The following is a 12819-nucleotide window of genomic DNA, read 5'->3' as shown; positions in this document are numbered from 1 at the left end:
TGCCACCGGGGTGTCGCCGCGGCGCACCTTAGTCATGCGTCGCCCGGTGTCCAGCATAGGCCGCGCTAGGGGCTTAGCACGCAGGGGCGTCCGAGGTCTGCCGGGGAGGTTAGTCGGCGCCCTTTCCCCGGGGAAAGATACCGTTGCTGGTGAATTCCATCACCGGCACGCCGTCCTGATTGAGAACCGTTACCGTGTTCTTGACGATGCCGATCTCGGGGCGGCTTTTGGACGGGTGCAGAGAAATCACCTCCATCCGCACCGACAGCACATCGCCGGGATAGACCGGTTTGAGCCAGCGCAGCGAATCGAGGCCGGGCGAGCCCAGCGAGCGACCAGTCTTGTCCATGTTCTCGACCATCATCGCCATGGTCATGGCGCAGGTATGCCAGCCGCTGGCGCAGAGCCCGCCGAACAGCGAGTGTTTCGCCGCCTCTTCGTCGAGGTGAAAGAACTGCGCGTCATATTTGCTGGCAAACTCGATGACCTCTTCCTTGGTCACCTCATAGGCGCCAAAGGTCTGCACCTGCCCGATCTCGAAACTTTCGAACGGGATGAATTTCAGTGTGTCCTTGGCCATATGCGCCCTCCCTGACTGCATTCTCAGACCTAAAAAGGGGAGAGGCTCCGACCGGATGCAATGCTCAAAGCGTCAGGCGAGGGGGGAACGCCGCGTCACTTGGCGGCGATCCAAACGGCTATCCGGCGAGTTTGCGGGCCTTGCGCAACAACATGTCGCGCTTCACCTTGCTCAGCCGGTCGAAATACATCCGCCCCGCAAGATGGTCGATCTGGTGCTGTACCGACGTGGCCCAAAGGCCGACGAAATCGCGATCCTCGACCGCGCCCTGATCGTTGAGAAAGCGCACGGTCACCGCGCGCGGGCGCTCGACCTTAGCCGACACGCCGGGCAGGTTCGGGCTGGCCTCTTCATGCGGGCGCAATTGTACCGAGGCATGCAGAACCACCGGGTTGGCCATGCGCACCGCCTGTCCGCGCGTCTCGGAGGCATCAACGACCGCCAGCCGCAGCATCACGCCGATCTGTGGCGCGGCAAGGCCGACGCCGGGCATCGCCTCCATGGTGTCGATCATGTCACCCCAGATCGCGCGGATCTCGTCGGTGATCACCTCAACCGGGGCGGCGGCGGTGCGCAGCCGCTTGTCGGGCCAAGGCAGGCAGGGGCGTGCGGTCATCTTAGCCCCGCGCCATGTCGCGTTTGAGCTTTTGCATCTTGCGGGTGATCATCTGCCGCTTCATCGGGCCGAGATAATCGATAAAAAGCTTGCCGTTCAGGTGGTCGATCTCATGCTGTACGCAGGTCGCCCAGAGCCCTTGAAAGGTTTCCTTGCAGGCTTTGCCGTTACGGTCGATCCAGGCCACGTCCACCTCGGCCGGGCGGGTCACGTCGGCATATTGTTCGGGAATCGACAGGCAGCCTTCTTCATAGCTGTTGGTCTCGTCCGACGAGGCCAGAACCTCGGGGTTGAACATGATCAACGGGCGCGGTGCCTCGCCGCTTTCCTTGACGCAATCCAGCACGATCAGCCGCTCAAGCACGCCGACCTGCGGCGCGGCCAAGCCGATGCCGGGCGCCTCGTACATGGTTTCCAGCATGTCGTCGGCCAGCGTGCGCCGGTCGTCGGACAGGTCGGCCACCGGGGCGCACAGTTTTTTCAGGCGTGGGTCGGGGTGTATAATGATCGAGCGTTTCATGGCCCTGATTTAGGCGATGAACCCGCCCGCCGCAACGCCCCCCTTGCGCCCGGCGGCATTCTGGTTAGCCTCCGGTGCGATCAAACGGAGATGCCCGATGAATTTTGACGAGATTATCGACCGCCGCGGCACCCATTGCGCGAAATGGGACATGATGGAGCCGATCTATGGCGTGTCGCCCGATGACGGCTTGGCGATGTGGGTGGCCGATACCGATTTCCGCGCCCCCCCGGTGGTGCTGGACCGGATGCGTGCGATGGTTGATCACGGGGTCTTTGGCTATACCAACAACAGCGCCGAGTATACCGGCGCGATCTGCTGGTGGATGGAAAACCGCCACGGCTGGACGGTCGAGCCCGACTGGATCTTTACCACCACCGGGTTGGTCAACGGCGTCGGCATGTGCCTTGACACCTTTACCGCTCCGGGCGACGGCATCGTCCTGTTCACCCCGATCTATCACGCCTTTGCCAAGGTGATCGGCAATGCCGGGCGTAAGGTGGTCGAATGCGCGATGCCGACCGAGAACGGTGTCTACCAGATGGATTTCGACGCCTGGGATGCGCAGATGACCGGGGCTGAAAAAATGGTGATCCTGTGCTCGCCGCATAATCCCGGTGGCCGGGTCTGGACCCGGGAGGAGTTGCAAGGCGTGGCCGATTTCTGCAAACGCCATGATCTGTTGCTGATCTCGGACGAAATCCACCACGATCTGGTCTTTCCCGGCCAGACCCATATTCCGATGGCGCTGGTGGATCCGTCGATCACGGATCGGTTGATAATGCTGACGGCGCCCTCCAAGACCTTCAACGTGGCCGGGTTGCATACCGGCAACGTCATCATCCCCGATGACGGCTTGCGGGCCAAGTTCGCCGCGCGGATGGCGGCGTTGAACCTAGCGGGCAATTCGGTCGGCGAGGCGGTGGCGGCGGCGGCTTATTCGCCCGAGGGCGCGGCCTGGGTCGATGAGCTGATGGCCTATCTCGACGGCAACCGAAAGATCTTTGATGCCGCGATCAACGCGATACCGGGGCTGAAATCCATGCCGCTCGAGGCCACCTTCCTCGCTTGGGTCGATTTCTCCGGCACCGGCATGGCGGGTGAGGAGTTTACGGCGCGGGTCGAACAACAGGCCGGGATTGCCGCCAATCACGGCCCTACCTTCGGGCTGGGTGGCGACAGCTTCATGCGGTTCAACCTTGGCACCCAGCGGGCGCGGATCGAAGACGCCTGCGCGCGGCTGACATCGGCGTTCTCGGACCTGCAATAGGGCGCGCGGGCCCCGATCACAGCCCCCTCAGCGGGCCGCGTCCGGGCGTCGGGCGCGGCCTGTTTGCCCTTTTACTGGTCAACCCCTGCGAAATCCTCTATCGCAACGCCATTGCAACCAGGGGAATCCCATGACCACACGCGCCGGTTTCGTCGCCCTGATCGGAGAGCCCAACGCGGGCAAGTCCACGCTGACCAACGCCATGGTCGGTGCCAAGGTGTCGATCGTCACCCACAAGGTGCAGACCACGCGCGCCCGCATCCGCGGCGTTGCGATGGAAGGCGAGGCGCAGATCGTCTTCGTCGATACGCCGGGCCTGTTCCGCCCGCGCCGCCGGCTTGACCGCGCCATGGTCGCGGCCGCATGGGGCGGGGCGGCAGATGCCGATGTCGTCGTGCTGATGGTCGAGGCGCATCGCGGCGTCACCGAGGGGGTCGAACGCATCCTTGAGGGGCTGCAGGATATCGGCAAGGGCCGCACCGTCGCGCTTGCCATCAACAAGATCGACCGGGTCAAGGCCGAGACGCTGTTGGCGCTGACCAAGGATATGAACGACCGCTATCCCTTTGCCGAGACCTTCATGATCTCGGCCGAAAAGGGGCACGGGGTGCCCGCCTTGCGTCAATGGCTGGCGGGAAAGCTGCCTGAAGGGCCTTGGCTGTATCCCGAGGATCAGATCGCCGATCTGCCGATGCGGATGATCGCCGCCGAGATGACGCGCGAGAAGCTGACGCTGCGGCTGCACCAGGAACTGCCCTATCAGATGACGGTCGAGACCGAGGCCTGGGAAGAACGCAAGGACGGCTCGGCCCGGATCGATCAGATCATCTATGTCATGCGCGATGGTCACAAGGGCATCGTGCTGGGCCACAAGGGCGAGACGATCAAGGCCGTCTCCAAGGCCGCGCGGGAAGAGCTGGAAGAGTTTCTGGGGCGCAAGGTGCACCTGTTCCTGCAGGTCAAGGTGCGCCCGAACTGGCTGGAAGAGGCCGAGCGCTATTCCGAGATGGGGCTGAATTTCAAGGACGGCAATACGTGAGTGGCGGGCTGGTCAGCTCCTTCTGGGTGCAGGCCTATCTGACCCGCCTGCGCCTGCGCGAGATCCCGGCCTTTGTCACCGCACATGGCGATGACACCGCCGGTGCGGTGCTGATCAAGCTTAATACATTGGATGGTCAGGCCCGGCTGTTTCAGCGCGGGTTCGACCTGACGTCCGGCGCCCGCCGCTGGGTGGAACTGTCGCAGGGGGTCGAGGCAGAGGTCGACGCCGCCATCGCCCGCCAGCGCGGGTTTGATCCTGACATCTGGGTGATCGAGGTCGAGGATCGCCAGGGCCGTCACCTGTTGGACGAAGACGGGCTGAGCTGAGGGCGCAGCTTGTGATGGGCCGCGCAATGGGGGCTGCCCGCCCCCACCGCCCTTGCGGGCGGCCCCCCGGGGAGTATTTTCAACAAGAAGAATGGGGGCCTCGGCCTCCGGTAGCGACGGGCGGGCGTAGGGCATGGAATGGCGCGATCAGGGCATCTTGCTGAGCATGCGACGCCATGGCGAATCAGCTGCGATCATCGACGTCTTTACGGAATTTCACGGACGTCATGCCGGTGTGGTCCATGGCGGCGCCAGCCGCAAGCAGGCGCCGATCCTGCAACCGGGGGCGCAGCTTGACCTGACCTGGCGGGCGCGTCTTGAGGACCATTTGGGCACCTATCGGGTCGAACCGCTGCGCAGCCGGGCCGCGGCGGCGCTGTCGGGGCGGCTGGCGTTGGCCGGGCTGAACGCGGTTACGGCCTTACTGTCCTTTGCTCTGGCCGAGCGCGAGGTGCACGGCCCGCTGTACCGTCGCAGCGAACAGCTGCTGGATTTGATGGGGCAGGACGAGATCTGGCCGCTGGCCTATCTGCAATGGGAACTGGCGCTGCTGGAAGATCTGGGTTTTGGCCTTGATCTGTCTCGCTGCGCCGCCACCGGGGTCAACGACGAGTTGATCTATGTCTCGCCCAAATCCGGCCGCGCGGTGTCGCGCCATGGGGCCGGCGATTGGGTCGACCGGATGTTGCCGCTGCCGCCCTGCCTGCGCGGCGAGGGGCTGGCGCCCGATGCCGAGGTCGCCGAGGGGCTGCGCACCACCGGCTATTTCCTGCAGCACCGGCTTGCCCCGGCCTTGGGCAATATCCCGCTGCCGGAGGCGCGGGCGCGCTTTCTTGAGACTTTCAGTCGGCGGCTTTGAACACCATCTCGCGCCCAGCCGCGTTGCGCAGGATCAGAGTGTTGCCCGCCACCTCGGCCTCGCTCATCGCGCTGAGGGCTTTGAAAAAACCAGCCTCGGCCGCTTGTGCGGGACAGGCGCGGCGGGTCGAGATCACTTGGCCGACGTCGAACCACGGGTAGGGCGTGGTCATCACCCCGGAATAGCGGTTGCAGGGGGCCTCGCCCGCGATCTGGCCAGGCGCGGGAAAGCTGAGCGTTGCTGTCGTCGTAACGGGGGCGCCATCAAGCTCCGTCAGATGCCAAATTTGCGCCGCACCACCATAGCCGGCGACGGTTTCGTCTTTTGTACACATGTCGAGCCCCAGCAGGGCGATTAGAAACAGCAATCGCATGGGGGACAGGATGCCACGCCACTGCCGCTTGCACAAACCCGCAAGTGCGGGTGTAATACATGCGAATTTCAGCAGATGAAGGTGCGTGATGACAGACGACAGGGCGATCCGCGAGGGCGAGGAAAAACTGCATTTCGATCCCGATGACCGGGTGCAGGCCGGGGTGACCTTTGTCGGACATATCCGGTCCGATTGGGCCCCGGGGAGCGCGCCGCGCAATCTGACGCAAGCGCGTGCCGAGGGCGGCGGCAATGCCCGGATCGAGCTTGACCCGGTCTATGCGCGGGGGCTTGCCGGGCTGGAACTGGGGCAGGCGATCTGGGTGCTGTACTGGATGGACCGGGGCCGACGCGATCTGATCGTGCAAGCCCCGCATCACCGGCCCGACCCCTGCGGAGTGTTTTCCCTGCGCTCGCCGGTGCGGCCCAATCCGATCGCCATGGCGGCGGTGCGCATCACCGCGCTGGATGCGGTGACCGGGGTGATCGGCATCGACGCCCTTGATGCCTTTGACATGACGCCCGTGGTCGATATCAAGCCCTGGCACGCGGGTATCGACATCCCGCCGGAAATCTAGGGGCGGCGGCCAGAGGCCATGATGATTACAGCGCCCTCTCTGGGAAGAGATCAGGCGTGATCAGATGTCATTTGCGCCTGTCGGCCGTGGTTCGTACTGACTGCGATCTCGTCCTCATCTCAGAAAGAACGTGATGTCAGTCTTGGAACCGCGCGCCCGAAACCGGGGTCTTCTCTCGATCCTTCTTGCCGGCCTGATCGGAGAGGTCGCTTTTGAATTCTACGCCTGGGTGATTTCGCCGCTGCTGTTTGGTGTTGCCTTGCAGCCCTCGAACCTCGTAATCGCGATGACCGCAAAACTGACCGGCGTGCAGATCTCACATGCCGTCGCGTTTCCGGCGCACTTTATGATCGGGTCATTGGGGTTCGGGGCCTTCGTCTATCTGGTGCGTTTGGTCATGCCTGCGCGCGTCTGGCGCACCGGCTTTGTCGCGGGTCTTGTCCTGTGGTTTGTGGCCCAAGGTCTGCTTGCCCCCTTCATCGGGCGCAGTTTCATGATGGGGTTCGGGAGCTATACCCAATCGTCGTTCATTGGGCATGTCGGCATGACGCTGTTGATGGCGCATCTTCTGGCGGCATTTTTGAAGGGAACGTCAGGCGCGAAGGGCGCTTTGGTGGGGGCGTCTGCTACATCAGCGGAGGATGGAAGCGCCCGAACCTGATCCCTCAGAATGCAAAGAGGGCGCTGCCGTTTGGCCGCGCCCTCTGCTCTAACCGCAAATATTCCGGGGCTCTGCCCGTTCGGCGCTGAAAATGGTCCACTGGGCCAATGTCCGGGCGCGCCTTACTCCAGCAGACGTCGTGCGATCACCTGCGCTTGAATTTCGGCCGCTCCCTCGAAGATGTTCAGGATCCGCGCATCGCACAGAACGCGGCTGATCTTGTACTCCAGCGCAAAGCCGTTGCCGCCGTGGATCTGCAACCCGTTGTCCGCCGCAGCCCAGGCCACCCGCGCGCCCAGCAGCTTGGCCATCCCGGCCTCGAGGTCGCAGCGCTTGCCGTGGTCTTTCTGCCACGCACTGAAATAGGTCAGCTGGCGCGCAACCATGATTTCGACCGCCATCATCGCCAGCTTGTCGGCAACGCGGGGGAAGGCGATCAGCGATTTGCCGAACTGCTTGCGATCCTGCGCGTATTGCATTGCGATATCGAGCGCCGATTGCGCCACGCCGATGGCGCGGGCTGCGGTCTGGATGCGGGCCGATTCGAAGGTCTCCATCAGCTGTTTGAAGCCTTTGCCCTCTTCCTGCCCCAGCAGGTTCTCGCCCTTGACCTTGAAGCCGTCAAAGCCCAGTTCGTATTCCTTCATGCCGCGATAGCCCAGCACCTCGATCTCGCCGCCGGTCATGCCCTCGGTCGGGAACGGGGTGTCTTCGGTGCCCGGCGTCTTTTCGGCTAGGAACATCGACAGCCCCTTGTAGTTGCTGGTGTCGGGATCGGTGCGCGCCAGCAGGGTCATCACGTTGGCCCGTGCCGCATGGGTGATCCATGTCTTGTTGCCGGTCACCACATAGTCGCCGTTCTCGTCCTTGATCGCGCGGGTGCGCAGCGACCCCAGATCCGACCCGGTATTGGGTTCGGTGAAGACGGCGGTCGGCAGGATCTCACCGCTGGCGATCTTGGGCAGCCACTGTTCCTTTTGCGCGTCGGTGCCGCCGGCGAGGATCAGCTCGGCCGCGATCTCGGAGCGGGTGCCAAGGCTGCCGACGCCGATATAGCCGCGCGACAGCTCTTCCGAAACCACGACCATCGAGGCCTTGGACAGGCCCAGCCCGCCGAGGTTTTCCGGAATGGTCAGGCCGAACACGCCCATCTCGGCCAGATCGTCGATGATTTCCATCGGGATCAGCTCATCCTTGAGGTGCCAGTCATGGGCAAAGGGTTCGACCTTTTCGACCGCAAAGCGGCGGAACTGATCGCGGATCATCTCCAGCTCTTCGTCCAGCCCGGTGGCGCCGACGGTGGTTTCGGCGGCGCGCTCTTGCATCAGCTCGACCAGACGACGACGGGCGGCGGGGCTGTTGCCTCCGGTGGCAAGGGTGGTGATGGCGTCACTGTCCAGCCCGGCGCAGTCTGCGGCGCTGAGCCCAAGGTCGTTCAGACGCACGATTTCGCCTTGGCTCATCGGGATGCCGCCCCGGATCTGGGCCAGATATTCACCAAAGGCGATCTGGTGGATCAGCGTCTCGACCTCGCCGAACCGGCCCTGTTCTTGCAGCCGTGTGGCCCAAGCCTGCATCTGGCGCAGGGCTTCGACATATGTGGCCAGCCACGACAGCCCATGCGCGGCGGTCTGGTTGGCCTCCAGCGCCGCGCCAGAGACGCGATCGCCTTCGCTGACCAGGTCGCGCAGCTTTGCCTTGGCGGTTTCCAGCACGGCCTCGACAGGTGCGATCGCACCGGAGGTCAGGGTCAGCAGGTCGGGCAGAAGGGCGGTCTGGGTCATTGTCGTCGGGTCCTGTCCATCATGGGCCATGAATCATATCCTCCGTAGCGTCGCTTGTCCCTAATCATTTCGCAGGTGCAGCGCAACAAAAATACGCCCAACGCCCTTTTGTGGTTCAATAGTTGCGCGATAAATTTTGCAGTGCAGCGCATCTGCGCAGCGCCTATGAGGGGCGCATGAACACGCTGTTTTCCTTGATGGACCCGCTGTATTTCGGTCTTGCCTGCGCCATCGCGCTGATGGGCGGGCTGGTCAAAGGTATGGTGGGCTTCGCCCTGCCGCTGATCCTGATCTCGGGCATGGGCACCTTCCTGACGCCTGAACTGGCGCTCGCCGGGTTGATCCTGCCGACGGTGGTGACCAATGGCATTCAGGCCTTGCGGCAGGGACCGGCGGCGGCGCTCGCCTCGATTCGCCACTTCCGGGTGTTCCTGATCGTGGGCGGGATGTTCCTGCTGTTCAGCGCGCAGATGGTCTCGGTGCTGCCCTTGCAGGTGATGTTGCTGATCCTCGGCTGCATGATCTCGGCCTTTTGCCTGATGCAGCTTGTGGGGTTGCATTTCCACATGGCCAAGCCCTCGGCGTGGATCGAGGCAGCGGTGGCGGCCTTTGCTGGCTTGATCGGGGGCGTCTCGGGGGTTTGGGGGCCGCCGACTGTGGCCTATCTGACCGCGCTGGGCACGCCCAAGGCGGACCAGATCCGGGTGCAGGGGGTGATCTACGGTCTGGGCGCCTTGGCGCTGATGGTCGGGCATGTGGGCTCGGGTGTGCTCAACCCGGTGACGGTGTGGTTCTCGCTGGCGCTGCTGGTGCCGGTGCTCTTCGGCATGTGGCTGGGTGGGCGTATTCATGACAGTATCGACCAAAAGATGTTCCGCAAGCTGACGCTGGCCATCCTGCTGATCGCCGGGCTGAACCTGATCCGCCGGGCCTTGATGGGGTGATCCCGGCGGGGGCCGAGACAGAGAAAGGGCGCAGACATGACGATGACATGGGACCGCTTGTTGAACCCGGGGCTATTGCAAAGCCCCAAGACCCCGGAGGCGCCGGGGCGACCGTCCTATTTGCAGGACTATGATCGCATCCTGTTCTCGCAGCCGTTTCGCCGGTTGGCGCAAAAGACGCAGGTGCATCCGCTGTATCAACACGACCACCTGCACCACCGGATGATCCACAGCATGGAGACCTCCAGCGTCGGCCGTTCGCTGGGTATTCAGACCGGCCAGCGGTTGGTGGACGCCGGGCTGTTGCCCGAGGGGCAGCAGCATCGCTTGTCTGGCGTGGTGCAGGCGGCCTGCCTGATGCACGATATCGGCAACCCGCCGTTCGGGCATTCCGGCGAGGCCAGCATCGGGGAATGGTTCGCAAACCTGTTCGCCTCTGACCCGGCGCTGGCGGCCGAGATCGACACGCGGCATCGCGAGTTCACCGAATTCGAAGGTAACGCCCAAGGCTTTCGCATCGCCGCGCGGTTGGAGATGGGGCGGCGCGCGGGGGCGATGCGGCTGTCTTACGCCACGCTGGGGGCCTTCATGAAATACCCCTGCACCGCGCAGGTGGGCGGGGTGCAAGGCGCCTATGTCGGGCGAAAGAAATTCGGCGTTTTCGCCGCCGAGGAAGATCTTTTTGCCGAGACCGCCGCAGCGTTGGGCCTGCCGCAAGAGGGGCAGGGCGCGGATCGCTGGTGGCGTCGCCATCCGCTGGCCTTTCTGGTCGAGGCTGCCGATGACATCTGTTACCGCGTGCTGGATCTGGAGGATGCCGCTACCATCGCGGACCTGCCCCCGGATCAGGTGATCGCGCTGTTGGAACAGATCGGCGGCGCACCCAGCCGTCCGGATGATCCGGTCATGACCATCCATGAAATCGTCGCGGCGCGCCGCGCGGTGGCGATCGGGCAGGCGATCGGCGCGGCGGTCGATGCTTTCATGGATCACTATGATGCCATCATGACCGGTCGTTTCAGCGACGGGTTGATGGAGGTCTCAAACAAAGCCGCCGCCTTTGCCGCGCTCAAGGACATCTCCAACGCCCGCATCTTTACCGCGCGGCGCAAGACCGAGCTGGAGATCGCGGGGCGCCAAGTGCTGCATGACCTGCTGGACCAGTTTCACGCGCTGTTCACGGCGCTGAAGGCCGTGGGCTGGAATCCGGAGGCGCTCAAGGGCGTCTATTGGGAGAAACTGCTGCGCGCCACCGATCTGGATCTGCGCGGGGTGCATGATGACTACGCCGCGCTGCACGCGCTGGCTGATTTTGTCTCGGGCATGACGGATCGCTATGCGGTGCGGATGCGCGACATGATCGCGGGCCGGGTGGGCTGAACCGCCTTAGGTGACCTGACGCGCCGCGCCAAAAACAAAAAAACGCAAACAAAAGTCCCAAAAGAAAAGCCCCGGCGTCTCCGCCGGGGCTTCGCGTTTCGTTCTGAAGGATCAGGCTTAGCCGATCGCGACGGCTTTCACGTCGTCGTCGATATAGGGCACATATTGTTCGAAATTGGCGGCGAACATCTTCACCAGCTTGGCGGCCTGCGCGTCATATGCAGCGGTGTCGGCCCAGGTCTGGCGCGGGTCGAGCAACTGGGTGTCGACACCCGGCACAGCAACGGGAACCTCAAAGCCGAAATTGTCGTCCTTTCGGAACTCGGCCTCGTTCAACGACCCTTCCAACGCCGCGGTCAGCAGCGCGCGGGTGGCCTTGATCGGCATACGCGACCCGATGCCAAAGGCACCGCCGGTCCAGCCGGTGTTGACCAGCCAGCAGGTTGCGCCATGCTCGGCGATCTTCGCTTGCAGCAGCTTGCCATAGCTTTCCGGGCGACGCGGCATGAAGGGTGCACCAAAGCAGGTCGAAAAGGTGGGTTCGGGTTCGACCACACCACGCTCTGTGCCCGGTGTCTTCGAGGTGAAGCCGGACAGGAAGTGATACATCGCCTGCGCCGGGGTCAGCCGCGAGATTGGCGGCAGCACGCCATAGGCGTCACAGGTCAGCAGGATGATGTTCTTGGGGTGGCCGCCCAGCGAATTTTCCGACGCGTTGGAAATATAGCCCAGCGGATAGGCGCAGCGCATGTTCTCGGTCAGGCTGCTGTCCTTGAAATCCAGATCAAAGGTTTCTGCGTCGAACACCATGTTCTCGATCACGGTGCCGAACTTGGTCGTGGTGGCATAGATTTCCGGCTCGGCCTCGGCCGACAGGTTGATCGTCTTGGCATAGCAGCCGCCTTCAAAGTTGAAGGTGCCGTTGTCCGACCAGCCATGTTCGTCGTCACCGATCAGGATCCGTGCGGGATCGGCCGACAGGGTGGTCTTGCCGGTGCCCGACAGGCCAAAGAAGATGGCGGTGTCGACCGGGTTGCCGACCGCGTGGTTGGCCGAGCAGTGCATCGGCATCACGCCTTTTTCCGGCAGCAGGTAGTTCAGCAGGGTAAAGACGGATTTCTTGTTCTCGCCGGCGTATTCGGTGTTGCCGATCAGGATCAGTTTCTTGTCGAAGTTCAGCGCGATCACCGTGTCGCTACGGCAGTCGTGGCGCTCGGGGTCGGCCTTGAAGCTGGGGCAGTTGATGATGGTGAAATCAGCAAGGAAGCTTTCCAGCTCGGCGCGCTCGGGGCGGCGCAGCAGATGGCGGATGAACAACCCGTGCCACGCCAGTTCGGTCACCATGCGCACATTGATCGCATAGGCCGGGTCAGCGCCGCCCACCAGATCCTGAACGTAGAAGTCGCGCCCCTTCATGTGCTCCAGCATGTCGGCTTCAAGCCGGTCGAACCCTTCGGGCGACATGGCGGCGTTGTTTTCCCACCAGATGCTATCGACAACGCTGTCGGTCTTGACGACGTGCTTGTCCTTGGGGGACCGGCCGGTGAATTTACCGGTGGTGACCAGCAATGCGCCACCGTTGCCCAGGGTGCCTTCGCCGTTTTTCAGCGCGGCCTCGACCAGAGCAGGTTCCATGAGGTTGTAATGCACGTTGCCCAGACCATTGATACCTTGGTCTTCGAGGCGGAATTTCGGGTTGACCCGTCCGGTTGTCATGCGTTCGTTCTCCTGTGGCGGCGGCTGGCGTCGCGTGTCGTTCTATCGCTGTGCTGCGGGGCGATCCCGGGCCAAATTGCCCGATGAAGCGGGTTCTAGCATGACGTTTCCTGACGTGAACAGGACGCTTTCGCACAGTTAGCGCAACCAAAGCGAGGTTTAGCGCAACCA

General features: G+C 63.4%; 14 protein-coding genes. 8 read left to right on the top strand and 6 right to left on the bottom strand.

Features of this window, described 5'->3' with window-relative positions:
- Window positions 1-109: 109 nt before the first annotated feature.
- The 3 genes from E1B25_RS11710 to def (E1B25_RS11700) all read right to left on the bottom strand — a co-directional run bounded on the left by E1B25_RS11710 (window position 110) and on the right by def (E1B25_RS11700) (window position 1716).
- Window positions 110-580 carry a MaoC family dehydratase gene (locus E1B25_RS11710; protein ID WP_132829467.1) on the bottom strand — a complete coding sequence of 157 codons (471 nt, stop codon included), beginning with the start codon at window positions 578-580 and terminating at the stop codon, window positions 110-112.
- 118 nt (window positions 581-698) lie between these two features.
- Window positions 699-1196, bottom strand: coding sequence for a peptide deformylase (gene def / locus E1B25_RS11705; RefSeq protein WP_132829465.1), 498 nt, complete (start codon window positions 1194-1196; stop codon window positions 699-701).
- A 1-nt stretch (window position 1197) separates the two neighbouring features.
- The gene (def, locus tag E1B25_RS11700; protein WP_132829463.1) at window positions 1198-1716 is read right to left on the bottom strand and encodes a peptide deformylase; all 519 of its coding nucleotides are present in this window, start codon (window positions 1714-1716) and stop codon (window positions 1198-1200) included.
- Between the two features lie 97 nt (window positions 1717-1813).
- Here def (E1B25_RS11700) and E1B25_RS11695 point away from each other — a divergent pair, with 97 nt between their 5' ends.
- From E1B25_RS11695 to recO, 4 genes are all read left to right on the top strand, one after another.
- Complete coding sequence (locus tag E1B25_RS11695; RefSeq protein ID WP_132829462.1) at window positions 1814-2986, top strand: MalY/PatB family protein; 1173 nt, start codon at window positions 1814-1816, stop codon at window positions 2984-2986.
- 130 nt (window positions 2987-3116) lie between these two features.
- The gene (era, locus tag E1B25_RS11690; protein WP_132829460.1) at window positions 3117-4025 is read left to right on the top strand and encodes a GTPase Era; all 909 of its coding nucleotides are present in this window, start codon (window positions 3117-3119) and stop codon (window positions 4023-4025) included.
- Complete coding sequence (locus tag E1B25_RS11685) at window positions 4022-4354, top strand: DUF1491 family protein (protein ID WP_245510699.1); 333 nt, start codon at window positions 4022-4024, stop codon at window positions 4352-4354. Before era ends, E1B25_RS11685 begins: the two co-directional genes overlap by 4 nt.
- A 133-nt stretch (window positions 4355-4487) precedes the next feature.
- On the top strand, window positions 4488-5213 hold the full coding sequence (gene recO / locus E1B25_RS11680; RefSeq protein WP_132829458.1) for a DNA repair protein RecO: 726 nt from the start codon (window positions 4488-4490) through the stop codon (window positions 5211-5213).
- Here recO and E1B25_RS11675 read toward each other — a convergent pair.
- Window positions 5197-5586, bottom strand: coding sequence for an META domain-containing protein (locus E1B25_RS11675; RefSeq protein WP_132829456.1), 390 nt, complete (start codon window positions 5584-5586; stop codon window positions 5197-5199). The genes recO and E1B25_RS11675 overlap by 17 nt on opposite strands.
- An 88-nt stretch (window positions 5587-5674) precedes the next feature.
- Here E1B25_RS11675 and E1B25_RS11670 point away from each other — a divergent pair, with 88 nt between their 5' ends.
- Together E1B25_RS11670 and E1B25_RS11665 are read left to right on the top strand one after the other, a co-directional pair.
- Window positions 5675-6163 (top strand): TrmO family methyltransferase domain-containing protein, encoded by a 489-nt coding sequence (locus E1B25_RS11670; protein WP_132829455.1) that lies wholly within the window; start codon window positions 5675-5677, stop codon window positions 6161-6163.
- Window positions 6164-6296: 133 nt separating this feature from the next.
- Window positions 6297-6824, top strand: coding sequence for a hypothetical protein (locus E1B25_RS11665; protein WP_245510698.1), 528 nt, complete (start codon window positions 6297-6299; stop codon window positions 6822-6824).
- Between the two features lie 122 nt (window positions 6825-6946).
- Here E1B25_RS11665 and E1B25_RS11660 read toward each other — a convergent pair whose 3' ends face one another.
- Window positions 6947-8638 carry an acyl-CoA dehydrogenase family protein gene (locus E1B25_RS11660; RefSeq protein WP_132829453.1) on the bottom strand — a complete coding sequence of 564 codons (1692 nt, stop codon included), beginning with the start codon at window positions 8636-8638 and terminating at the stop codon, window positions 6947-6949.
- Between the two features lie 146 nt (window positions 8639-8784).
- Here E1B25_RS11660 and E1B25_RS11655 point away from each other — a divergent pair, with 146 nt between their 5' ends.
- The gene (locus E1B25_RS11655) at window positions 8785-9552 is read left to right on the top strand and encodes a sulfite exporter TauE/SafE family protein (RefSeq protein ID WP_132829782.1); all 768 of its coding nucleotides are present in this window, start codon (window positions 8785-8787) and stop codon (window positions 9550-9552) included.
- A gap of 42 nt (window positions 9553-9594) precedes the next feature.
- A complete protein-coding gene (gene dgt, locus E1B25_RS11650) occupies window positions 9595-10932 on the top strand; it encodes a dGTP triphosphohydrolase (protein ID WP_132829780.1) in 1338 nt (445 codons plus the stop codon).
- Between the two features lie 117 nt (window positions 10933-11049).
- On the opposite strand, the gene E1B25_RS11645 is transcribed toward dgt, so the two are convergent.
- The gene (locus E1B25_RS11645) at window positions 11050-12648 is read right to left on the bottom strand and encodes a phosphoenolpyruvate carboxykinase (RefSeq protein WP_132829451.1); all 1599 of its coding nucleotides are present in this window, start codon (window positions 12646-12648) and stop codon (window positions 11050-11052) included.
- Between the last annotated feature and the right edge of the window lie 171 nt (window positions 12649-12819).

The organism is Antarcticimicrobium sediminis, assembly GCF_004348975.1.
GTDB classification, from domain to species: domain Bacteria; phylum Pseudomonadota; class Alphaproteobacteria; order Rhodobacterales; family Rhodobacteraceae; genus Antarcticimicrobium; species Antarcticimicrobium sediminis.
Note: the sequence above shows the minus strand (reverse complement) of the source record. Positions and strands in the feature narration are given on the sequence as shown.